Origin of the sequence: Gilliamella sp. B3464, assembly GCF_026536145.1 — a bacterium.
Taxonomy (GTDB): domain Bacteria; phylum Pseudomonadota; class Gammaproteobacteria; order Enterobacterales; family Orbaceae; genus Gilliamella.
In genome coordinates this window covers 29,106-54,011 of record NZ_JAFNOQ010000004.1, presented here as the reverse complement: position 1 = coordinate 54,011, position 24,906 = coordinate 29,106, and the positions used below count along the sequence as shown (strand labels likewise).

The window sequence follows — 24,906 nt, the reverse complement described above, 5'->3', positions numbered from 1 at the left end:
CATTATTAATTAACTGTAAATAATGTAAACCGAATTTACACAAAGAAAGTCTATTTGATTGTATTTAAAGCAAAAAAATTTATAAATTAATCGGTGATAATTCAATATTTTTAATTGGCATTAAAATTTACTTGTATCCCCTCTTGCAGTGCAAAAATAGCCACCGTTTTATGAGACTGATTAGGATAAATAGTATAATTCAATTGTAGATTCGTAATATTAGCTTGTTTTAATTTTTCAAATAGTCGCGTTGAAGAATCAACCATTTTTCGATTTTGACGATGCTGTAATAATATTTTTTGTTCCGCTTCAGGTAAACTCAACTCAGCAGTAAGTAATGATTGCTCGGCTCCACCGACAGAAAGCCATAAATTAACTGGTTTACCCAAAGTTGGGCGCTTATCGTCGGCTAGATGTTTAGACAATAAGTCAAACATATATCCACCACTAAACCACATCGATGGGCTAGAAATAATATAAGTATCAAAAGCTATCGGTTTTGCTAAAAAAGCATAAAGATTAAATAATCCCCCATATGAATGACCAAAAATCGCTCGTTTGTTAGGATTAATAGGAAAACGTTTTTCTATTTCAGGTTTAAGCTCTTTTGTTAGAAAATCATAAAAATCATCTGCTCCACCATAACTTACAGGTAAATTAATTTGATGATTAGGCAAAATTTCGGCAATTAGCTTTTCAGGTTTAGGTAAATAATCCAATCCGCGTCGAGATTCACCCGAATAATCAATTGCGACAATCATTCCTTCCTTAATCACACAACGATCACAAGCTTGATTGGTCATCATATTGTAAGCAGTTAAAAAATAGCTGTCGCCATCAAGTAAGTAAATAACTGGCCAACCATCTTTGGGTGTTGGTTTATTTGGTGTATAGATAGTTATTTTATAATCGCCAATTGATTTGGAATGAACAACTTCGGTTTTAGCATTCGCCACAATAACATTCATTGATTTTTGACGATCTGTTTGACAACCAGTCAACATAAAAATAACCACAAAATAGACCAAAATTAAACGTAACATAGAGTAAACCAGTTAAAATTGAAATAGTAACTTATTTTATTCATCTAATTGATATAACATCAATGATCACATCATATAAAAATAGTGAATATTTTTAATAACATTATCAAATAATTATCTACGCCGACTAAGTCGGCGTATATCAATCATACCCTTATTACACACTATGCGTTTTTCGATATTCAACGATATCTTCGATAGTAACCACTGGTAAATTATGCTGTTTGGCAAATTCAACTATTTGCGGAGCTCTTGCCATTGAGCCATCATCATTGGTGATTTCACAAATGACCGCAGCAGGTTTGAAACCGGCCAAAGTCACTAAATCAACCGACGCTTCAGTATGGCCTCGACGTGTTAACACTCCACCTTCTTGAGCCACTAATGGAAAAATATGTCCTGGATGATTTAAATCACACGGTTTAGCATGATCAGCAACGGCCGCTTTAATAGTGGTTACACGATCTGCGGCTGAAACGCCTGTTGTTACGCCTTGAGCCGCTTCAATTGATATCGTAAATGCGGTATGATTTTTGCTAGTATTATTCGCCACCATCATAGGTAATTGTAATTTATCACAATAAGCTTTTGGCATACATAAACAGACAATGCCACTGCCATGACGAATAGTCAGTGCCATTTGTGGCGTAGTGATGGTTTCGGCTGACCAAACAATATCGCCTTCGTTTTCACGATCTTCATCATCTAAAACTAAAACACCTTGACCGGCTTTGATGGAACTGATTGCACGCTCTACCCGTTCAATAGCTGTTCCAAATTCTTTTAAATTAAACTGATTCATGGTAAATACCTATCCTTTTATAAAATAATTATATTTATCCCAAAGCAATACAGAACAAATCTGATATCGATACATAAAAAAATTGTAACAATTAAGCAGATATCATTAAGTAAAACTATAAGTATAAATAAATTAAATACCAGAATCAGGGCAAGTGCTTGACCATAATGATTTTGCTAATAGCAAATTAAGAAAAGATAAGCTACTCTCTTTCATCCAGACTTTAACTGTCGGCTTTGGAATTACACCAAATCTGCTTGTCCTTAATGTTTATCAATATTAAATAATAATAGGATAAATATTAAGCGCTCGTGGGCTATACCACCGGTGGGGAATTACGCCCCGCCCTGAGAACTTTGTCGTTAAATTGACGGCATATACTATAATACAAAATAAGTAAAAAAACACGGAAATTTATTAAGTTAGCCTCAAGCAATTGTATCGAAAGTACTATATCAATTAGAAAAACACGTTTATAGCTAATTGCACTAAGCGCTAACCACTGTTATTTAGCTTATCGCTTAATGTTATTTAGGGTAACAACTTTAATAACAGTTAATAGGATTGATTAATATCGATACCTATTGTTATACATTAACAACCTAGACCTAAACGCTAAAGGCGTTTATAAACTCAATAACAAAGCTAGCTTAGAGTCACTTAATTCTAACTATTCATGTTAATAAACCACACAAAGATAGCAAAGGCTATAATTGTCACGCAAAGTAACATCCTATTATACGTTAAAATCAGCATAATAATTTATGTTGCGCAATACATTGAACCAATCAGCACTGATACAACACAATTACAGATCATGATTTAATAATCGGCCAACAGCAATTCAAGCGCCAAATAGCTTCGACTAAATCTTTTTAACAATGGCACATGAAGGATGAGAATAAGATAAACAAATGCGGCTAAAAGTATTATGTTGAGATTGTGGCAGATGAAGAATTATCATTTTCAATGATTCATAATGTACTTTTATTAACGTGACAAAATCGAGACTAAACTTGTAGTATAAGCGCTAAAACAGGTTATAACCTGAATTTAGCGCTTGCATTGTAACACTCAAAAACAACGGTAGGCAAAGCCTAAAATCCCATTAAACATTAATATTATCTAATGTCCGCGCATTTCACGCATTTTGCGTCGTTCAGCTTTACGCATCCATAACCATGAGATAAATCCAATTATTCCTACTATGAATAAGATAATTGTTGCCAATGCGTTGACCTGAGGATCGACCCCTAATCTCACTTTCGAAAAGATTAATTTTGGCAATGTCATTGCGCCTGGACCAGTAACAAAGTTGGCAATAACCACATCATCAAGTGATAGCGTAAACGCCAATAACCAACCTGAAACTAAAGCCGGTGCAATCATTGGTAACGTAATAATGAAAAATACTTTTAAAGGATTGGCACCTAAATCTAACGCTGCCTCTTCAATTGACTTATCAAGCTCGCGCAACCTTGCACTTATAACGACTGTGACATAAGCTGTACAGAAAGTTGCATGCGCCATCCAAATGGTGATAGCGCCACGATCTTTTGGCCAACCTAATACTTGTCCCATTCCAACAAATAAGAGTAATAATGCTAAACCAGTAATAACGTCAGGCATGACTAATGGTGCAGTAGTCATAAATGAAAAAAGATTAGATCCTTTAAATCGTCTAAAGCGGATAATTGCATACGATGCTAACGTACCAAGAACAATAGCAAGCGTTGCAGCCCCTGCGGCAATGGATAAACTTAATCCTACCGCTTTAAGCAGGGTTTCGTTATGCACTAGTTCAACGTACCATTTAGTCGAAAAATCAGCCCAAACGGTTACCAGACGAGAGCTATTAAACGAATAAACAATTAAAATAATCATTGGGATATATAAAAAAGAAAATACCACCAATAAAATCAGCGCCTTTAAACTGCGACATATTAACGCTAAAGTGATAATCAAGGTAACAATCACACTGAAAATCAAACAACCAATGTATAAATGACTATTGCCAATTAATTCTAATCCTGAAGACGAGATCAAAACAGTTAACAATAAAGCGCCTAAGAATGAAGCAATAAAAATAATCACAGCGGATCGCATAATAACAGGTAAATTGTTCATCTATTTACCTCCCAATTGTCGATTTTGGAATTTATTAAAGTAGTAAATAGGTATAATTAATATCAATAACATTACCGAAGCCACTGCAGATGCTGCCGGCCAGTCATGGTTATTGAAGAATTCAGTCCAAAGTTGTGTACCTATCATAATGCCTTCAGAGGGACCTAATAGTTCAGGAATCACATACTCCCCAACAGCCGGAATAAAGACCAACATACCGCCAGCAATTACGCCATTTTTAGTTAATGGCACAATAATTTTAAAAAAGGTTTTAATTGGTTTACATCCCAAATCTAATGCTGCCTCGATCAACGTAGAGTCCACTTTACTTAATGAGGTATAAATTGGCAGTACCACAAAAGGTAAATAAGAATAAACAATACCAATATAAACCGCAAAATAGGTCTTCATGATGATAAGTGGTTGATCAATAACGCCTAACCACATTAAAAAATTATTGAGTAGCCCATTAGGATTTAAAATACCTATCCAAGCATATACTCGAATTAAAAACGAAGTCCATGATGGTAAGATAATTAATAATAATAAGATATTTCGAGTTGAGGCTTTACATTGTGAAATAGCCCAAGCTAATGGATAGCCAATTAAAATACATAGAATCGTTGAAATAGCCGCTACTTTCAATGATTGCAAATAAGAATCAATGTAAATGGTATCGCTCAGTAAATTTAAGTAATTACCAAAATTTAAAGCAATATTGAGTAAACCATCATCATAACTGAATAAATCAGTATAAGGCGGTACCGCTGAAGCCATTTCAGAAAAACTAATTCGAAATACAATTAAAAATGGTAATAAAAACAGTAATAACATCCATAAATAAGGGATACTAATCACTGCTAGTCGACCATATAACGTCATTAAATCTGAGTCATTACGTTGTTGGCGCATCTTTTTATAAGCAAAATAGATTGCGACCAAACCAGCAGGAATAAATAAAATACTGCCGGCAATAATCAAACGATAAGCAAATTTAGATGGCTTATAATAGGCTAAGTAGAATCCTAAACATGACAATAAAAAGCTGAATGTCATTGCAGTGAAAAGCGCATCTAAAAATAGATTGTCAAATGAATCTGTTGAGACAAAACGCCAATAAACATTGAGTAATACAAATGCATTCAACAATAAACCCAATAAAATGGATCGCATCATGATATCCTCTTTTGTTTATTCGGTAAGCACAACACAACTATCAATATCCCAACTCAGATTGACAATGTCGCCCCATGTTGGCATACCTTTACGATAACGATGTTCGTTTTGTAACTGCGCAATAATAATTTGCCCACTTGGTAATTTGACATGATAAATTGATAAATCACCAAGATAGGCAATTTCAACAACCTCACCACTTGCTACGTTGTAACCTTGTTCTGGAATTTCGTCACATAATTTAATTTTTTCTGGGCGTAGTGCAACTTGAATAGGAACCCCTTCAACCGCTGGTGAATCATAATCGACTTTTAATGGGTGTTTGATCATTGGGCAGTTAAGAATCAAACCATCTTCTAATGTTTCTTGCAAAATACCATCGAAAATATTCACTGATCCAATAAATTCAGCACTGTAACGGCTGTTTGGATGTTCGTAAATCTCTTCTGGTTCACCGATTTGTACAAATTGACCTTTATTCATAATGGCAATTCGTCCTGCCATCGTCATTGCTTCTTCTTGATCGTGCGTAACCATAACACAAGTTGCACCTACTTGTTCTAAAATGCTAACTACTTCAAGTTGCATACGATCACGAAGTTGTTTATCCAAAGCACCCATTGGTTCATCAAGTAATAATAATTTTGGTCTTTTCGCTAGACTGCGAGCCAACGCTACACGTTGTCTTTGACCACCTGATAGCTGATGGGGTTTACGTTTACCAAATTGTTCCATATGAACAAGCGCTAACATCTCTTCAACGCGTTGTTTGATTTCGTGCGCATTTAATTTGTCTTGTTTTAAGCCAAAAGCAATATTTTGCTCAACCGTCATGTGAGGAAATAAAGCATACGATTGAAACATCATATTGATTGGGCGATTGTAAGGAGGCACTTGCGATAAGTCCTTACCATCTAAAATAATCTGTCCGGATGTAGGTTGTTCAAAACCAGCAAGCATACGCAATAATGTTGATTTTCCACTGCCCGATGCCCCTAACAAGGCAAATATCTCACCGGTATAAATGGTGAGGTTGACATCATCAACCGCATAATAATCATCATTAAAAACTTTCGTTAAATTTTTGATCTCCAGTAATGGAGTTATCATCTTTTTTTTAGGCTGTACCTGATTTGTTGTTTTATTGTTCACTCTTTTTTCCTCATAACAACAAGCCATAAAAAACGAGACGGAAAGATCAAATTAACCTCTCCGTCTATATTAGACTAGTAAATAGTGTAGTACCAAAAATATCGGTTATTTACCAGTTTTTAGTTTTGTCCACGTGCGGGTAATAACACGTTCAAGTTTTGGTTCTTTTACTTTTAAAGTGAATAATTTTTCCATTACTTCTGGTTTTGGATAAACCGCTGGATCATTTTTCACTTCTGGTTTAACAAACTCATCATTAGCCGCTTTATTCGCACTTGCAAAGTTAACATCGTTGGTTACTTGCGCTGCAATTTCTGGTTTCATGACAAAGTTTAAGAACTCATGTGCTTCTTCTACATTTTCTGAATCTTTTGGAATAGCAAAAGTATCAAAGAAGACTAATGCCCCTTCTTTTGGAATTTGATAACCAATATGTACGCCGTTTTTCGCTTCGTTTGCTCTATCTCGGGATTGTAAAATATCGCCTGACCAACCTAAAATAACGCAAATATCGCCGTTAGCAAGATCTGTAATATATTGTGAGGAATGGAAGTAACGAATATTCGGTCTCACTTTTTCTAACAACTCGTAAGCAGCACCAGTGTAATCTTTAGCATCTGTACTATTTGGATCTTTACCTAAATATTGAAGAGCACTAGCAAAAATTTCGGTCGGAGCATCTAAAAATGCGACTCCACAATCTTTGAGTTTTTCCATATTTTCGGGTTTAAACACTAAGTCCCAGCTATCTACAGGTGCATTATCGCCTAAACGTTCTTTCACCTTATCGATGTTATAACCAATACCCGTTGTCATCCAAACATAAGGAATGGCATAGGTATTATCAGGATCGTGGTTAGCCATCAATTTCATTAAATTAGGATCTAGATTTTTCCAATTTGGTAATTTACTTTTATCTAGCGGTAAATAAATTCCAGATTTAATTTGTCTAGCTAAAAAGCTATCAGAAGGCGATACGACATCAAAACCTGAATGCCCTGCCATGAGTTTTCCTTCTAATGCTTCGTTTGAATCATAAACATCATAAACCAGTTTTATACCTGTTGATTTTTCAAAATCACTGATAGTTTGTGAACCGATTTGTCCTGCCCAATTATAAAAATGGACGACTCGATCTTTAGCTATTGCTGATTGAGATAACGCTAGTGAAACACCAGCTACGATTGAAAGAATTGTTTTACGTTGAGTAAACATGCTCACCACTTCTCCTCTAGTTTAGGGATATTACATGTTAGACACAAGCCCATTGGATAACTTCAATGGACCCCCAAATTTTACCAATAACTTCGTTAAAAAGTATGGCGAAACCGAGGTAATCAGGCAATCACAAGTCATTAATAAATTTAATGAACGAGTAGAGCTAACCTTGCATTACGAGGGATAAAATACCTTTTTTTTTTGAGATGTCTACTTAAAATATCAAATATCCTAAGTTTCGGGGTTGAGTGACGATATTTTGACCGCTCAACCCACTATTTATCATAAATTGACAATTAATTTAGCTGTTTTATTCGGCAGTCGCTTGCAAAATTTTGGCATCTGCTTGCCAAACACGATATTTAACAGTTAAATCATTTGGTACATAAAAAACGATTGGTAAACGGCTATTATAATTTAGCGTTCCAATATTGTTACCGATAGTTACAAATTGATTTTTATTAGCACTTTCTGGGCAAGCCATGAGTGTTGATATGCCATCTTTGGCTTTATCTACCACATAATATGAATATCCCCAACCTTTCAATTCTTGTTGTTTAATAGTCGCGCTAAGGCTATGCGCATTGCAATCAACATTCATATCTTTACCAACTAATACTTCGACACGGGCACTATTTTCATCTTTTAATGCAGGAAGATGAATAGCATAGCGAGTATAGCCAGGCATGGCTTCTGGGAAAGGTGCTGTATCATTTACATTTTGTACAACTTTAGCTGATTTTGGTGATGTCGAACACGCCGCTAATGCAACACTCATCATCATTAATAACATTATTTTCTTCATTTTTACACCTCCGAAAAAAGTATAATGGTTAACATACAACATATGCTTTTTGAATCTTATTGCGTATAATAACATTTTCTAGACTAAATAATATGGTACAAAAATGCCAGCTGAAAACAATACGTACGATTTACTTAAATTGATTCTAAACCTATTAATAATAGGATTACTAATCATTATTACTTATCGTGTAGTTGAACCTTTTTTGTTTGGTTTTTTTTGGGCGGTCATGGTGGTTATTGCCACTTGGCCATTAATGATCAAAATCCAACAAAAACTATTTAATAAACGCTGGTTATCACTATTAGTCATGGCACTAATTTTGGCTTTCGTTTGTATTATACCATTTATATTAATTATTAGTAGTGTTGCACAAAATGGTCATTATTTAATTGAATGGGCTAGAACACTACCTCATCGTGAATTACCGACATTAGATTGGTTAAGCAGCCTACCTATGTTTGGAAATGAATTACACCAAAAATGGTTAGAAATTATTCAAACAGATGGATCGGAGCTGATTTCTGATATCCAGCCATATATCGGTATTTTGGTTGGATGGCTTTTAGAACAAGCGACCAATATCAGTATATTCATCTTCCATGCCGGTGTAATGATCATCTTTAGTTTATTATTATTTCTTAAAGGTGAAAGTATTACAAAATACGTCTATGTTTTTGCTAATCGTTTATCAAAACACTATGGTAAAACAACCGTTACTTTAGCCGGTCAAGCAATAAGAGCCGTAGCTTTAGGTGTTGTCGTTACCGCCATTACGTTAGCACTAATTGGTGGCATCAGTTTTGTGCTTACTAACATGCCTTTCCCTGGCATTTTGACGCTCATTTTATTTATCTGCTGTGTGGCGCAAATTGGTCCGGTCATTGTCATGATAGGCTGCATTATCTGGCAATTTTGGGATGGAAATACCATTTCGGCGATTGTATTAATTTTTGTTGCGATTATTTTAACCACACTTGATAGTGTAATGCGTGCATATTTAATAAAAAAAGGCGCCGATTTACCATTTTTGCTCATATTGTTTGGTGTTATTGGAGGAATACTCGCCTTTGGTATTATGGGATTGTTTATCGGTCCAGTTGTGTTAGCATTGACTTATAAGCTTATTGAATCATGGGTCGATGAACAAGCTTAACAATAAAGTTGAATAGTCATTAATCGAAGCTTGTTACAAACTTGATTTATGCCCTTAATGTAATGTAAAAAGGAGTATTATTTTCTGGTGTATTTTATGCTATGCTACTACATAGCCCAGTTACAATAATATATAAATAATGAGAATACCTTTTATTAGATATAACCATCAAAAGCATCTTGATGATTTAGCAAAAATTCCTCAAGATGCTAGTCAATACCGCATTTTATTTGATCCAAATTCATACAGAATTGCTTTGCTCGACAGTATTTATAAAGCACAACACCGAATTTACATAATAGCGTTATATTTAGAGCAAGATGAAGCTGGACAAGAAATCTTAAATGCACTTTATCAGGCAAAAAAACAAAAACCAAATTTAGACATTAAAATTTTTGTCGACTGGCATCGAGCACAACGCGGACGGTTTGGAGAAGATAAAAACCAAACCAATGCTCGTTATTATAATCAGATGAAGCAGCAGCATCCCGATATTGACATTCCAGTTTATGGTGTACCCATTAACCGTCGAGAAGTACTTGGTGTGTTACATCTTAAAGGGTTAATTATTGATGATACAGTCATATATAGCGGGGCAAGTATCAATAATGTCTATTTACATAAGTTCAATAAATATCGGTATGATAGATACCATTTTATCACAAATAAAACGCTAGCTGATTGCATGATAAAATATGTCAATGATAATTTTTTACCTTTTGAGGGATTACAGCGTTTAGATGTAGAACACCATAAAACCCGTAAACAAATTAAAGCTGAAATAAAAACATTACGCCAACACCTTAGTGAAGCAAATTATCAATATGAAAGTTATGCAAGTAACAATGAATTAACCGTCTCGCCTATTGCAGGACTTGGGCGCAATAATAGTTTAAATAAAATTATTCATCATCTGATTAATACAACACAACATAACGTTATATTTTGTACCCCTTATTTCAATTTACCCAATATCTTGGTTCGCGATATTATTCGATTACTTAGAAAAGGGAGACAAGTGGAAATTATTATTGGCGATAAAGAAGCAAATGATTTTTATATTCCGCCAGATAAACCTTTTAATATTTCGGGTGGATTACCTTATTTATACGAAATCAATTTAAGAAACTTTATTGAACGCTTACAACCTTATATTGATAAACAACAATTAATTATTCGTTTGTGGAAAGATGAAGATCAAACTTATCACCTTAAAGGTGTTTGGGTAGACAATCAATGGATGCTTATTACAGGCAATAATCTTAATCCGCGTGCTTGGCGTTTAGATCTGGAAAATGGCATTTTAGTTCATGACCCTAAACAAGAGTTACAAAAACAAATTAAGCAGGAACTCGATACCATTCGTCAAAAAACGACGTTGGTTACTCATTTCCAACAAATTCAAGCTAGTCAATTTTATCCAAAACAGGTACATAAATTGATTAAACGCTTAAGTCGCATTCGTGTTGATAGAATTATTAAACGTTTGTTATAACGTGTTAGACTAAATAAATTTAAATTAGTTGGTATTGAGATCAGTCATTACGCTTTTAATACCCCTTTAGTCATGCAATTTAAATTATTTCAAACGCAAATATCGCGCTTTTTTAATATTTTTTACAACATTTAACTGTGGGAAAATAGAATCGATGACTCACTCTCAAGATGTTTACAATGATTTCAAAAATAAAAAAATTAGTTGGTTATTTTGGCAGTATGCTTTACCGGCGGTAATTGGTACTATTGTCAATACACTGTATAACATTATTGATGGGATATTTATTGGTCACTGGATTGGTCGTGAGGCACTGAGTGGAGCTGGTATTATTTTACCTGTAATGAACCTGACCGCGGGTATCGGTATGCTTGTAGGTATTGGGTCAGCCAGTCGCATATCGATTTTTTTAGGTCGTGGAGAAACGGATAAAGCCGAAAAAATTGCTGGCACATCATTTATGTTAACGGCTGTTTTAAGCGGTATAACTTTAGCATCACTACTCTACTTTGTTGATCCCGTGTTACATTTTGTCGGCTCCAGCCCAACCAATCATCAATATGCTAAAGAGTTTTTGCAAGTATATTTGCCCGGTAGCATATTTATTACGTTAACATTTAATTATAACAACATGATGCGGGCAAGCGGTTACCCATTTAAAGCAATGGTCACCATGTTTATTAGTGTCATTGCCAATATCATTTTAGCACCTATTTTTATCATTGGCTTTGGTTGGGGGATGCGTGGTGCAGCTTTTGCAACTACTTTATCGATGTTCATTAGCTTTTTATTTGTGATGCAGCACTTTATCAGTAAAAATAGTAATATCAAACTGTATCGATGTAACTTTAGACTTAATTGGATATATATTAAATCAATTTTATCAATTGGTATGTCACCTTTTGCGATGCAAGTCGCCGCCTCTATTGTGGTTGTGTTTATTAATTGGCAACTTACCCATTATGCTCCTTTGTCAAACGTTTCAAGTGATGATGCAATTGCAGGTTATTCCAATGCTAATCGATTAATTACATTGATTATTATGATTGTTATTGGTATCAATCAAGGAATGCAACCGATTATTGGCTATAACTATGGTTCGAAAGACTATCTACGAGTTAAAGCCACTTTCTTCTATGGGGTCAAAGTTGCAACAGTCATTACTAGCATTGGCTTTATTTTAGGATTTTTTGTTCCAGATGTGTTAGTGCGCGCATTTAGTTCTGATGAGGATTTAGTGCACATATCGGCGATAGCTTTACGATACACGACTTTATCGTTTGCTTTTGTCGGTTTTCAAATGGTTACCACAAGCTTTTTTCAGTGTATTGGTATGGCAAAAATATCCATTTTATTAAGTCTTTCCCGACAAATTTTGATCTTATTGCCAACACTATACCTATTACCGTTATGCTTTGGATTAGATGGAGTTTGGGCCTCATCACCAACAGCAGATCTTTTATCAACTGGCGTTGCATTTACGGTACTATTTTGGTATTTCAAATCGATAAAGAGTCGATGTCACCAATAGTTAGTATAAAAAAATAAATTCATTACTTTTTTAATCGATATAAATTATGACCAGTTTTAAGGTTAAAGATCAAAAACAAATTGGAATATCACCAACATCAGGGTCATCACATGCTTGAATAAAGTATTGTGTTGACTTGACATAGTTTGGCTCAACAAAAACACCTTGAATAAACATTAATCCTAAGTAATATTTTGCATGAACATCAGTTTTTGCAGCATCTTCAAATAGTTTTATCGCTTGAACATAATCTGGTTGGCTGCCATCATTATTTATATACATAAGAGCAAGGTCATTTTCAATGTTTAATTTGGCGCTGTCTATAATCCATGATTTTGCATCATTATAATTTTTCTCAACGCCGTTACCATTTAAATACATTAGACCTAACATTACTTTAGCGCGATTATCGTTTTGTGCAACTGACTTATCAAACCAACTTTTTGCTTGCTGATAATCTTTTTCAACACCATACCCATTTGTAAACATTAAACCTAATTGCAATTGTGCACGTACATCACCTTGTAGAGCCGCTTTTTCATACCACACTTTTGCTTTAGCATAATCTTGTTCACCAGCATACCCATAAAAGTAATAACAGCCTAAAGCATATTGAGCATCAGCATTTCCTTGTTGTGCTGATTTTTCATACCATTGCTTAGCTAAGTGACTATTGTGTTCAATACCAATGCTATTTTGGTACAATGTGGCTAAATCAAATTCTGCACCAGCATCACCTTGTAAAGCAGCAGCGTCAAGCCATTGTTTTAATTTAATACTATCTTGTAGCTCATTACCATCAACATATTGATATTGAATGCCAAAATCATATTGCGGTTTTTCTGGTAAACTTTCAGCTGTCATTTGCAAAAGTTCATCATTACTTAATTTTTTTAATTCATTAGCGTTGGCTGAACTCACAGACAATAAAAATAAGAGTAAAGCAGTTACATTTTTATTCATCTTTTATTTCTAAACTCCATTACTTGAAATCCCCGTTGTTAGGTCATAACAATGGTGGCTTCAACTATCTTTGATTAAACCCTTACTCAGGTAAAAGCGCTAACAGGTTATTTTATTTAAATACTATTTTTTATTGAATATACACATCATCTATTTGATTATTGACAAATTTGATGTTGAAAGCCATTTTCGCAAGCGTTTTGTAACCATTGCTTAGCTAATTTAGGATTTTTTTTGACGCCTAAGCCATGTAAATACATTACCCCTAAATAATACTGGGAATGCGCAAAACCTTGTGCTGCACTCTGTTCAAAAAATTGTTTTGCTTTAGTAAAATCTGGCTTGATAACATAATTATTATAGCCACTCTTATCATCAACGCCATAATAGTAAATTTGTCCCAAGGCGCTGTTAGCGCGAGGTTGATTTTGATAAGCGGCATTTAGAAAATAATCTAATGAATATCCATTAAACTCGGTACTATCTAGACCATAAAAATCGAAATAAGCCACCATATATGATGCTTTAACATTACCTTGGTCAGCGGATTTCCAGTACCAATAATTAGCTTCAGTATAGTTTTTTAGAGGTACGCCATGCCCCATTCGATACATTTCACCTAGATAAAATTGGGCCTCATCACTCCCCATCAATGCAGCATTTTGGTACCACTGTTTGGCTTTAGTATAATCTTGTTCAACACCATAGCCCTTGTCATATATTAAGCCCAAGTTGAATGCTGCGTTAGCATCATTTTGTGCGGCAGCCTTTTCAAACCATTGTTTTGCAGCAGTGTAATCTTGTTCGATCCCCTTACCTTTGGCATAAATCAGTCCTAACGCCAGTTGAGCACGACTATCATTTTGTAATGCTGCTTTTTCGAACCACGCTTTAGCAATGGTCGAATTTTGCTCAACACCAATACCTTCAAGATAAAATTTTCCGATATTATATTGAGCATCAGCATTACCTTGTAGTGCCGCCTTTTCAAACCATTCTTTAGCTTTCTTATTATTCTGTTGTACTCCATTATTATTCTTTGCATATAAAAATGCTAACTGTAACTGAGCGGTTACATCGCCTTGTAGCGCTAACTGTTCATTCAAGGCTAACATTTTAGCTTCATGCGATAATAGCGTTGTTTCTTTTGTTACATCATCTACACTTTCGGATTTATTTGTTGCTTTTTTTCGCCACTCTTTAGCTTTAGCAGGATTGGGGGCAACGCCTAGCCCTGTTTCATACAAATTAGCCAATGCTAGTTGTGCATCCATGTTATTTTTTAAAGCAGCTCTTTCAAACCACTGTTTAGCTTTTACATAATCTTGATCGGTACCATTCGCTGTTAAGTACAAACTTGCTAATTGCACCTGCGCATCATCATGCCCTTGCTGCGCCGCTTGTTCATACCACTGCTTAGCTTTAATAATATCTTGCGTAACACCATAACCATATTGATAAAATTTGCCCAAAGCATATTGTGCATTCACATTACCTTGTAAAGCGGCTTTTTCATACCATTGTTTAGCTTTAGTGAAATTAATCTCAGTACCTTGTCCCTTTTTATATATTTCACCTAGATAAAACTGATAATTAGAGTTGCCTCGTGAAGCGGCTTTTTCGAACCACTCATTAGCTTTGACATAGTCTTGTTTAACACCTTTACCATTTTGATACATTAGACCTAAATTAAATTCAGCATGATCACTAATTTTTGTTGCCGCTTTTTCAAAAAACTCTTTGGCTTTTACATAATCTTGTTTTACCCCATCGCCATTTAAATAAAGTAATCCTAATTGCTCTTGCGGTCTTGAGTCAGGAAGTGCTGCACTTTTCTCAAACAACTCTTTAGCTTTGACAAAATCTTGTTTTACACCATTGCCATTTTTATACAGCATAGCTAAAAAGTATTGCGACAATTTATCATTTCGTTTAGCTGATTTTTCTAACCATTGCTTAGCTTGTACATAATCTTGTTCTGAACCAATACCATAATAATAGTAGATACCTGTTTCGTATTCACCATCAAGATCGCCTTGTTCTGCGGCTTTTTCGAACCATTGTTTGGCTTTGGAAAAATTGACATCAACACCATATGGCTCTTGATTGGTATAACTAAAAGCTAAAGATACCATTGCATTGATATCGCCTTGTAATGATCTTTTTTCATACCATTGCTGAACTTTACTATAATCCTGACTAAGGTCGTCAACATCTTCATTGTTATCTATTTTGTTAAATTCTGCTTGAGATAAACCTTGTTGACGTGCAGCCTCAAACCACTGATTAGCAATGTTTTCGTCTTGCTTTACCCCTTCACCACGTAGATATAACTGACCTAATTTATATTGTGCATAAGCATAGCCCTGCTTAGCAGATTTTTCGAACCAATTTTTAGCGTCAATATAATAGTTTGCATCTTCTTGTGCTTTTGCATAGTTTATTATGCCTAAGTAGTATTGGGCTTTGGGATGATTTTGCAGAGCGGCAATGTTAAGCCAATATTTGGCACCATCAATATATTGCATTTGCCCTATACCATAAAGTGCAAACTGCCCTAAATTAGCTTGAGCATCACTGTGACCCTGATTAGCTGCATTAGCAAACCACTTTCTTGCTAATCTATAATCTTTTATTACACCATATCCATGTTGATATAAAACGCCCAAATAAAATTGAGCATTACTATCACCTTCAGCGGCTGCTTTTTCAAACCATTCTTTAGCTTTAGCGTAATTTTTTTCTAATCCTTCATCACCGATAAAATACAAAAAACCAACTCTAAATTTAACATCATTGTTGGTTTGCGAAGTTAACTTTTCAAATAATTCTTTAGCCTTTAGATAGTTTTTTTCAACACCATTGCCTTCTTGATATCGAACCGCTAACTCATATTGTGCACTTGGAACTTGTTGTTCATAAGCCAACTGTAACAACTCATCTAATTTTAAATTTTCTTGCTCATTGGCATGAACCAAATTTATTGACATGAGTAATAATATTAGTAGATATTTCTTCATTTCTTATTTTGTTCCTTGATTATTATTACCTCAGAAAACAAGTTTATACCGAACAGTTTAAATTGTTTTATTATGATAAGCATAAACGATATAGAGAAAATTAGGAATCTAAAGATGTATTTCTGCATCAGGAAAGATTTTATTAAACATGGATTTGATGACAAAACCGTGTAATCGATTTTTCAATTAAAATAGATTTACTTTAGACCAAATGTTCTTTGGATTGATAGCTTATTTACAAATTTCACTATCCAGTCCATTTTCACATGCTTTTTTGTACCATTTTTGTGCTTGTTCTGGATCTCTTTTTACCGCATTTCCATCTTCATACATGATACCTAAATTATACTGAGCTTCGGGTTGATCTTGAGCTGCGGCTCTTTCAAACCACTCTTTCGCCAATTTTAAATCTTTTTCAACGCCTTTGCCTTCATAATATATCCACGCTAAATTAGTTTGTGCTTCAGCATCACCTTGAAGTGCTGCCTTTTCAAACCACTCTTTTGCTTTGGTATAATTTTGCTCTATTCCCTCTCCAGTGTCATACATAATGCCTAAATTGAATTGAGCATCGACAAAACCTTGTGCAGCTGCTTTTTCGTACCATGTTTTTGCTTGAGTAAAATCTTGTTCAACACCTCTACCATTCTCGTACATCATGCCCAAATTAAATTGCGCATCAACATCACCTTGTGATGCGGCTTTCTCAAACCAGTTTTTAGATTGAACATAATCTGGAGCACTTCCCATACCTGTGTAGTAAATTTGTCCTAAATTGAATTGAGCCTCAACAATACCTTGCGATGCCGCTTTTTCATACCATTGCTTAGCTTTTTCATAGTCCTGTTCAACACCTTTACCCTGTTCATACATAACACCTAAATAAAATTGTGCTTCAGGATCGTTTTGTTCTGATGCTAAGTTAGACAAATCGTTGATGCTTAAATTTTTGATATCTTGTGCACTTACTGCATTAGTTAAAAATAAAAAAAATAAAATAATTGTGTATAATTTTTTCACTTCTTATTCCTTAACTACGAGATAGTTATATTATTTAGATTATCGTATTTACATTTTATTCTAGCAATATAAATAATGATTACCAATTAATTTTAATTAAGTTTATTAAATTACGTTTATGCTTAAAATGGACGATAGTGGCAAAATATTAAAACAATACTGGGATTGTCGTAATTATTTAGGAGGCGACTGCCTCCGTGTAGTGAGTTAAATTTTGTTAATTATTTACAAATTGGATGATTAGCACCATTTTCACAAGCTTTTTCAAACCATTCTGATGCTTTGTCGTCATCTTTTGGTAAACCACCCATACCGTTTTGATACATCACACCTAAGTTAAATTGTGCTTCTGGTTTTCCTTGCTGTGCAGCTTTTTCCATCCAAACTCTTGCTTTATCGTAATCTTTTTTGACACCTTCGCCTAACAAATACATTTGACCATATTGATATTGTGCATTAACAAAACCTTGTTCTGCAGATTTTTCAAAAAGCTCTCGGGCTTTTGCAAAATTTTGCGATACACCACGACCATTTTGATACAAGGTTGCTAAATTGTATTGACCATGCTGATCATTTTGCGCTGCTGATTTTTCATATAACTGTTTAGCTTTTTCATAACTTTGTTCACCAGCAATACCATTTTCATAAAAAACACCTAAATTAGACTGTGCCGGTGCATAACCTTGTGCCGCTGATTTTTCGTATAATTCTCTCGCTTTAGCTTGATCTTTCTCAACATTTATACCGTCTTGATAATCTTGTGCTAAAGAGTATTGTGCTTTAGCATCATTTTTTTCATTAGCAAGTTTAATAATTTCTTCTCGAGGCAGTTTTTCTATATCTTCTAAAGAGGTTTCTGCATTGGCTATACCCGTTAAAAACAAAAACAGTAAGCTTGTGGTGAATATTTTTTTCATGTTTTTTCCTTATCATCTTTATAGGTTAAATAATTTATATTATTTTCTATTCTTGTACTTGGTAATATTGTCAAAATTATTGTCTAATAACAAATGATAGCATTAATAATTTTGACTAATATCAAAATTATTTAATAAAAATAGGTCATTGATTTCAGGGTAACTCTTTGCTATGAAAAATTTAATGATAATATGCATTTTATAAATATATCGGTGGAGGACAACTACTATTTACTAACAATGTATTTAATTATCTTGAGTCTAAACTGATGCTTTACTTAAGGTCGATAGCGTAACTAAAACAAGGCAAATAAAAATAAATATCACCCCCAACCAACCTAAAAAAGATAGATACTCACCGACAATTAACATGGCCAAAATAGCTGCAATAACCGGTTCTAATAGTGTAATAGTTGTTGCTGTGCTAGCCGATATTTTTGACAGCCCATAACCATAACATAAATACCCGATAAACATGGGAATCAATGCCATATAAAGGCTTATGGTTATATTGATTAATGAATCAAATAACTGAGATCCTACTAAAATCATAACTGGAATTAACAATAAACCTCCGCATCCAAATGTCGTTCCCATCGCTGCTTTGCTGGATATACCTTTTAACATCATTTGACGAGCCGACCAAGAGTATAATGCATAAGTGAATCCAGCAATTAAACCAAGCAAAATACCAATAGCCAAATGACTATATTGCGTTGATGTCGCACTATTTTCAGAAAAACAAAGAAGCATAATGCCTAAAATGCCAAAAGCCGCGCCAATAACCCATTGTTTAGTAATATGAAAATCCTTGCTACGATACTCAATTATTGCTGAAAGAATCGGTGCCGTTCCAATAGATACTACTGTACCAACAGTCACACCAGATAGTCGCATAGAAGAGTAAAATGCTAGCGGATAAAGGGAAACAGCAATACTTCCAACCAGTAAAAAACCTAAGTGATTTGCTATTAACCTACGTTCTTTAAATATATTAGATAGAGCAAAAATAGATTGTAATAATCCCCCTACCCCCATGGCAAAGGAACCAATAAATAAAGGAGAGAGTGATGGGGCTAACGTTGCTGCCGTACCTGTTGTACCCCATAAGATTGATGCCAATATGACGGCAATAACACCGTATGAACGATTCATTGTTGCTTAAAGTGAGTTAGTTTTTTACTCAATGTTTTGTACTTGTTCTCTAATTTGTTCAATGAGAACTTTTAGTTCAATAGCACTTGCTGTCACCTCAGCATTGATTGATTTAGAGGCAATTGTATTCGATTCACGGTTAAATTCTTGCATCATAAAGTCCAATCTACGACCCACTGCTTCGTTTTTCTTTAAAATCGAATAGGTTTCTTTCACATGCGTTGTTAAACGATCAAGCTCTTCTGCCACATCAATACGTTGGGCAAGCATAAGTATTTCCTGCTCAAGACGAGAGTTATCAAGTTCTATATTCGCTTCTTCAAGTTTACTTTTCAGTTTCTCTTTTTGCCATTCCAATATTTGAGGCATACACTTTTTAATTTTATTAACTTGTTCTGTAATACCTTCTAATCGTTGAATAATTAAATCACGAAGAGCTTGACCTTCTCGTTCACGAACGGTGATAAATTCATCAATAGTAATATCCAATAGGGCCAAAATCTCTTGTGAAATCGTGTCAAGGTTTTGCTCTTTTGCTGATAACACACCAGGCCAACGCAACACATCGATAGGATTGACTTCAGCAGCTTGGTGCTGCGTTTTAATCCAATCTGCAGCAGTTAAAATTTGTTTAGCTAATTCTTTGTTAAGTAATAATTCTTGACCTTGTGCAGCAGAATCCAATTCAAAGCGCAAATTGCATTCAATTTTTCCTCGAGTTAAACGATTACGTAAGCGTTCACGAATAATAGGCTCTAACGATCGAAACTGTTCTGGCAAACGGATATACGTTTCTAAATATCGTTGGTTGACTGAACGTAATTCCCACGAAGCATTACCCCATTGTTGATTTAGTTCTTTTCTTGCATAAGCCGTCATACTTGAAATCATAATTGCACCCTAAAATTGAAAAACTTGCTGGGCATTGTATCACAAATTCTGTATAATATGCTCTTAGCTTAGGCTAAACATCAACGTAATCCAGTTGATGTCCTCCTAAATGATTAGCTCAATACGATAATTTTTTAAATTAAACTGCTGGAGAATTGCATGCGCCCGTCTGGTCGATCTGCGGAACAAGTCCGCCCAATCAAAATAACCCGTCATTATACTAAGCATGCAGAAGGTTCTGTATTGGTTGAATTTGGTGAAACCAAGGTACTTTGTAATGCCACTGTTGATGAAGGTGTTCCACGCTTTTTAAAAGGTCAAAATCAAGGTTGGGTTACCGCCGAATATGGTATGTTACCGCGCGCGACCAATTCACGAAATCAACGCGAAGCAGCTAAAGGTAAACAAACAGGCCGTACAATGGAAATTCAACGCCTTATAGCGCGTTCATTACGAGCAATGATTGATCTTAAATTACTCGGTGAATATACCATTACTTTAGATTGCGATGTCATTCAAGCTGACGGTGGCACCAGAACGGCGTCTATAACTGGTGCTTGTGTCGCGCTTAATGATGCCATCAACCAAATGTTGGTTAAAGGACAAATTAAACAAAACCCAATCAAATCTTTAGTCGCTGCGGTATCTGTTGGTATTGTTGAAGGCGAAGCATTATGTGATTTGGAATACATTGAGGATTCTAACGCAGAAACCGATATGAACGTGGTCATGACCGACGATGGTCGAATAATTGAAGTACAAGGCACGGCCGAAGGCGAACCGTTCAGCCACGATGAATTATTGAAATTATTAGATCTAGCTAAAAACGGCATTGCCGCTATTATTGAAGCACAAAAGCAGGCCTTAAAAGATTAATTGGAGATAATCGATGAAATCATATAAAAGTGAATTTATAGAATTTGCTTTAGAAAGGCAAGCATTAAAATTTGGTGAATTCACCTTAAAATCGGGTCGTAAAAGCCCCTATTTTTTTAATGCAGGACTGTTTAACACTGGCAAAGATCTCGCTTTATTAGGTCGTTTTTATGCAGCAGCATTAACCGATGCTAATTTACAATATGATGTCATTTTTGGTCCAGCCTATAAAGGTATTCCTATCGTCTCATCAACGGTTGTTGCACTTTCAGAACACCATAATGTTGATGTGCCTTACTGTTTTAATCGCAAAGAGGCGAAAGATCATGGTGAAGGCGGTAATTTAGTAGGAAGTTCTATTTATCAACAGCGAGTTATGTTAGTTGACGATGTAATTACAGCCGGTACAGCCATTCGTGAATCAATGCGAATACTTGAAGACAACAAATCTAAATTAGCGGGTGTGCTTATCTGCTTGGATCGTCAAGAAAAAGGCCGCGGTGACCTTTCAGCTATTCAGGAGATTAAACAAACTTATCAATGTGATGTCATTTCAATCATCACACTAGATGACTTGATTCAATATTTATATAAAGATCCTGCCCGCCAAGACCAAGTTAAACAGGTCGAGGCTTATCGCGCGGAATATGGCATAAGGTAATTACTGGCTGATGTTGTTTAAAAATAGATTCAATCAAGCGCTTTTAAAGCGCTTTTTTTATCTTAAACAGTGATAAAACAATAGTAATAAATAAGTTAATCGACTAAATGAGGATGAAAGGTTTTTAACTATTACTTCGAATGACTTTGCACATAAAATTTGGCATTATCATAATGATAAATGATCTGGGAAAAATCGAAAGGCTCACCGGCCGAAGTATAAAAGATCTCCTCAACACATAGCGCGGGATCACCCGCTTTTAACCCTAAATAGGTTGCAACATCTTGCTCTAATTTTATCGCGTTAAAATATTTATCCGAAAATCCGATATTGATATTACACGTCTCTTGTACATAACTAAATATAGAATGCTCTGCTATTTGTTTATTCAAATAAGAGACTAATTTTTTGCGATAATAAGATTGTTCAAAGCCATAGACTTCACCATCGACATAACGTAAACGTTTGATAAAGTATACGTCTTCGTCATCACTGCATTGCAGATTTTCTTTAACTTTCTGGTTGGGCTTAATGATATCAACATTAAACACTTCGGACGATCCTGGTAAATCGTTTAAATCGACACTAAAACCATGGCTTTCTAAAAAATTAAGATAACCACTCTTTTTAGGTTGACGAACAAAAATACCGCTACCTTGAATCTGGTAAATAACACCATGACGCTCTAAACGATTAAGGGCTTTTATAATCGTAGTCCGGCTAACCTGATATTGATTTATTAATCCTTCAATATTAGGTAACTGGGTATCTTTAGGCATTTTTTGTTGATAGATAGTTTGCTTAATTTTTTCAGCAACATCTTGATATTTCAGCATGGCAAACTCTTTATTCTTCTTATAAGTAAATGTTATCTATTTTATACAGGTTAATAAGATTTTTAAACTAAGCGAATGAAAAGTTAGATCTAGATCACAAACAATATAATTGGTCATTAACAATTTCAATTTTATCGATAAGATAAGCTTACTAACCTTTTTGAGGAGTAAAATCGATGTCGTCAAAAATCAGAGACTATAATCAACTCGCTATTGATATTCTAAATGAGCTAGGAGGTGAAAATAATATTGTTACCGTAGCTCGCTGTACTACGCGTCTACGAATTGTTACCCAAAAAACACCTGAACACGCTAAAGAAACCATTGCTAAAATGCCAGGAGTCATCACGGTAGTTGAAAAAGGTGGACAAATTCAGATTGTTATTGGTACCAATGTTGAAAAAGTTTACAACGCATTTATAAAACTCATTAACACGGATAACAAAATTGAAAAAAATGCCCAAAGCGGAATGTTAAATCGCATTATTGCAACCATGTCAGCTGTTTTTGCCCCATTTGTTTATGTTCTAGCTGCATCAGGGATTCTACAAGGGATCTTAATTTTAATTAAATTAGCTTTTCCTCAGTTTGCAACAACCGGTACCTGTCAAATATTCAATTTTATTTCATGGGCACCTTTTGCTTTTTTACCTATTTTTATTGCAATTACTGCCTCACAACACTTTCGTTGTAATATTTATATTGCGGTCGCTTGTTGTGCAGCTTTATTATCGCCAACATGGGCAGAACTTGCGGCTTTAATAAAATCGGGGCAAGAAATTGATCTATTTGGTATCGCTTTATCTGAAACCACTTACACTTCAACCGTATTACCACCCCTATTTTTAGTATGGTTGCTATCTTACCTTGAACGATTTTTAGAACCACGTTTACACAGCATTATTAAACCACTGTTAATGCCTCTTATCTGTTTAGTGATTATGGTGCCACTAACCTTACTAGCTATTGGACCAGTAACAGCAGGTGCCGCTCACTATATTGCTCATGGCTATAACTGGATAGTTAACCTTGCACCATCTGTTGCAGGTGGAATAATTGGCGCTGTATGGCAAGTCTTTGTCATATTTGGCGTACATTGGGGTATTACGCCTGTTATCATTGAAAATATTAACCAGTATGGTCAAGACTCATTCCAAGCTTTCCAAACTATCGCCGTTATTGGTCAAGTTGGTGCTGCATTAGGTTTTTATTTGAAAACTCGCACGCAAGAAATGAAAGGGGTATCATTATCCGCTTTCGTGACAGGACTATTTGGTATTACCGAACCAGCCATTTATGGCGTTAATTTACGCTTTAAAAAACCTTTTATTTATGGTTGCTTATGTGGAGCACTTGGCGGGATTGTTGCAGGTTTGTTTTCACCCTATTACTATACTTATGCCGCATTACCTGGACCATTAACTATTGTCAATGCGATTAATCCTGAACATCCTGGATCATTTATTGGTGTTTTAATTGGATCAGCAATTGCATTATTCGGTCCTGTGTTGATAATCCAAATTTTAGGAACGGGTGAAGCGAAACAAGCACAGTCAAATGAGATTGAAAATGATACCCCCAAATTAGTATTGGGCGATCTAGAAATAACAAGTCCAATGTCAGGTAAAGCATTACCACTGAGTGAAGTCCCTGATCCTGCTTTTGCTCAAAAACTTATGGGGGAAGGTATTGCCATTGAGCCAACTGATAATCATGTATATGCGCCTGATGATGCACAGGTTACCGCTGTGTTTGCAAGTTCTAAACATGCTATTGGTTTAACATTAAATAATGGCGTTGAATTACTGATCCATGTTGGAATTGATACCGTTAATTTGACAAATAATGAATTTAGTTATCATGTAGAACTCAATCAAAAAGTGAAAAAAGGTGATTTGTTAATTAGTTTCGATCCAAAAGCGATCAAACAAGCAGGATATCCACTAATTACACCAATTATTATTGTCAATACCGATCAATATCAACAAATTATTTCAACGGAAAATACAGAAGTTACACCTAAAAATATCATATTTAAAATTAAGCAATAATAGGGAAAAAG

The 24,906-nt window shown here is 34.9% G+C and carries 19 protein-coding genes, 1 pseudogene and 1 riboswitch; of the genes and pseudogenes, 6 read left to right on the top strand and 14 right to left on the bottom strand.

The window, feature by feature from the left end; genetic code table 11:
• Positions 1–110: 110 nt before the first annotated feature.
• The 7 genes and pseudogenes from J3U57_RS05585 to eco all read right to left on the bottom strand — a co-directional run bounded on the left by J3U57_RS05585 (position 111) and on the right by eco (position 8,323).
• Entirely contained in the window at positions 111–1,043 is a 933-nt protein-coding gene (locus tag J3U57_RS05585; RefSeq protein WP_267344811.1) for an alpha/beta hydrolase, read from the bottom strand.
• A 157-nt stretch (positions 1,044–1,200) separates the two neighbouring features.
• Positions 1,201–1,845: a 3,4-dihydroxy-2-butanone-4-phosphate synthase gene (gene ribB, locus J3U57_RS05580; protein ID WP_267344812.1), complete on the bottom strand. Its 645-nt coding sequence runs from the start codon at positions 1,843–1,845 to the stop codon at positions 1,201–1,203.
• Between the two features lie 200 nt (positions 1,846–2,045).
• A riboswitch (FMN riboswitch) is annotated at positions 2,046–2,204 on the bottom strand.
• A 766-nt stretch (positions 2,205–2,970) separates the two neighbouring features.
• Positions 2,971–3,807: an ABC transporter permease subunit gene (locus J3U57_RS05575; protein WP_416379536.1), complete on the bottom strand. Its 837-nt coding sequence runs from the start codon at positions 3,805–3,807 to the stop codon at positions 2,971–2,973.
• A 165-nt stretch (positions 3,808–3,972) separates the two neighbouring features.
• Positions 3,973–4,845, bottom strand: a pseudogene (potH, locus tag J3U57_RS05570) (putrescine ABC transporter permease PotH); the annotation flags it as partial.
• A gap of 318 nt (positions 4,846–5,163) precedes the next feature.
• Complete coding sequence (gene potG / locus J3U57_RS05565; RefSeq protein WP_218056922.1) at positions 5,164–6,300, bottom strand: putrescine ABC transporter ATP-binding subunit PotG; 1,137 nt, start codon at positions 6,298–6,300, stop codon at positions 5,164–5,166.
• Between the two features lie 105 nt (positions 6,301–6,405).
• Complete coding sequence (locus J3U57_RS05560) at positions 6,406–7,515, bottom strand: extracellular solute-binding protein (protein ID WP_065635108.1); 1,110 nt, start codon at positions 7,513–7,515, stop codon at positions 6,406–6,408.
• Between the two features lie 313 nt (positions 7,516–7,828).
• Positions 7,829–8,323, bottom strand: coding sequence for a serine protease inhibitor ecotin (gene eco / locus J3U57_RS05555; protein WP_267332547.1), 495 nt, complete (start codon positions 8,321–8,323; stop codon positions 7,829–7,831).
• 103 nt (positions 8,324–8,426) lie between these two features.
• Here eco and ydiK point away from each other — a divergent pair, with 103 nt between their 5' ends.
• From ydiK to J3U57_RS05540, 3 genes are all read left to right on the top strand, one after another.
• Positions 8,427–9,479 (top strand): AI-2E family transporter YdiK, encoded by a 1,053-nt coding sequence (gene ydiK, locus J3U57_RS05550; protein ID WP_267332546.1) that lies wholly within the window; start codon positions 8,427–8,429, stop codon positions 9,477–9,479.
• Between the two features lie 139 nt (positions 9,480–9,618).
• The gene (pssA, locus tag J3U57_RS05545) at positions 9,619–10,974 is read left to right on the top strand and encodes a CDP-diacylglycerol--serine O-phosphatidyltransferase (RefSeq protein WP_267332545.1); all 1,356 of its coding nucleotides are present in this window, start codon (positions 9,619–9,621) and stop codon (positions 10,972–10,974) included.
• 154 nt (positions 10,975–11,128) lie between these two features.
• A complete protein-coding gene (locus J3U57_RS05540) occupies positions 11,129–12,505 on the top strand; it encodes an MATE family efflux transporter (RefSeq protein WP_267332544.1) in 1,377 nt (458 codons plus the stop codon).
• Between the two features lie 69 nt (positions 12,506–12,574).
• Here J3U57_RS05540 and J3U57_RS05535 read toward each other — a convergent pair whose 3' ends face one another.
• The 6 genes from J3U57_RS05535 to J3U57_RS05510 all read right to left on the bottom strand — a co-directional run bounded on the left by J3U57_RS05535 (position 12,575) and on the right by J3U57_RS05510 (position 20,471).
• Positions 12,575–13,468, bottom strand: a complete 894-nt coding sequence (locus tag J3U57_RS05535) for a tetratricopeptide repeat protein (protein WP_267332543.1) — start codon at positions 13,466–13,468, stop codon at positions 12,575–12,577.
• A gap of 158 nt (positions 13,469–13,626) precedes the next feature.
• A complete protein-coding gene (locus J3U57_RS05530) occupies positions 13,627–16,488 on the bottom strand; it encodes an SEL1-like repeat protein (protein ID WP_267344814.1) in 2,862 nt (953 codons plus the stop codon).
• A 231-nt stretch (positions 16,489–16,719) separates the two neighbouring features.
• Complete coding sequence (locus J3U57_RS05525; RefSeq protein ID WP_267332541.1) at positions 16,720–17,508, bottom strand: tetratricopeptide repeat protein; 789 nt, start codon at positions 17,506–17,508, stop codon at positions 16,720–16,722.
• A 221-nt stretch (positions 17,509–17,729) separates the two neighbouring features.
• On the bottom strand, positions 17,730–18,425 hold the full coding sequence (locus J3U57_RS05520) for a tetratricopeptide repeat protein (RefSeq protein ID WP_267344816.1): 696 nt from the start codon (positions 18,423–18,425) through the stop codon (positions 17,730–17,732).
• 261 nt (positions 18,426–18,686) lie between these two features.
• Positions 18,687–19,580 carry a DMT family transporter gene (locus J3U57_RS05515; RefSeq protein ID WP_267344817.1) on the bottom strand — a complete coding sequence of 298 codons (894 nt, stop codon included), beginning with the start codon at positions 19,578–19,580 and terminating at the stop codon, positions 18,687–18,689.
• Between the two features lie 24 nt (positions 19,581–19,604).
• On the bottom strand, positions 19,605–20,471 hold the full coding sequence (locus J3U57_RS05510; RefSeq protein ID WP_267344818.1) for a YicC/YloC family endoribonuclease: 867 nt from the start codon (positions 20,469–20,471) through the stop codon (positions 19,605–19,607).
• Between the two features lie 159 nt (positions 20,472–20,630).
• On the opposite strand from J3U57_RS05510, the gene rph reads away from it, so the two are divergent.
• Positions 20,631–21,347 (top strand): ribonuclease PH, encoded by a 717-nt coding sequence (rph, locus tag J3U57_RS05505; RefSeq protein WP_267332537.1) that lies wholly within the window; start codon positions 20,631–20,633, stop codon positions 21,345–21,347.
• 13 nt (positions 21,348–21,360) lie between these two features.
• The gene (gene pyrE, locus J3U57_RS05500; protein ID WP_267332536.1) at positions 21,361–22,008 is read left to right on the top strand and encodes an orotate phosphoribosyltransferase; all 648 of its coding nucleotides are present in this window, start codon (positions 21,361–21,363) and stop codon (positions 22,006–22,008) included.
• A gap of 131 nt (positions 22,009–22,139) precedes the next feature.
• Here the strand turns inward: pyrE and J3U57_RS05495 are convergent, their stop codons facing one another.
• Complete coding sequence (locus J3U57_RS05495) at positions 22,140–22,844, bottom strand: GntR family transcriptional regulator (RefSeq protein ID WP_267332535.1); 705 nt, start codon at positions 22,842–22,844, stop codon at positions 22,140–22,142.
• A 176-nt stretch (positions 22,845–23,020) separates the two neighbouring features.
• On the opposite strand from J3U57_RS05495, the gene J3U57_RS05490 reads away from it, so the two are divergent.
• Positions 23,021–24,895 carry a glucose PTS transporter subunit IIA gene (locus J3U57_RS05490; protein WP_267344819.1) on the top strand — a complete coding sequence of 625 codons (1,875 nt, stop codon included), beginning with the start codon at positions 23,021–23,023 and terminating at the stop codon, positions 24,893–24,895.
• Positions 24,896–24,906 lie beyond the last annotated feature (11 nt).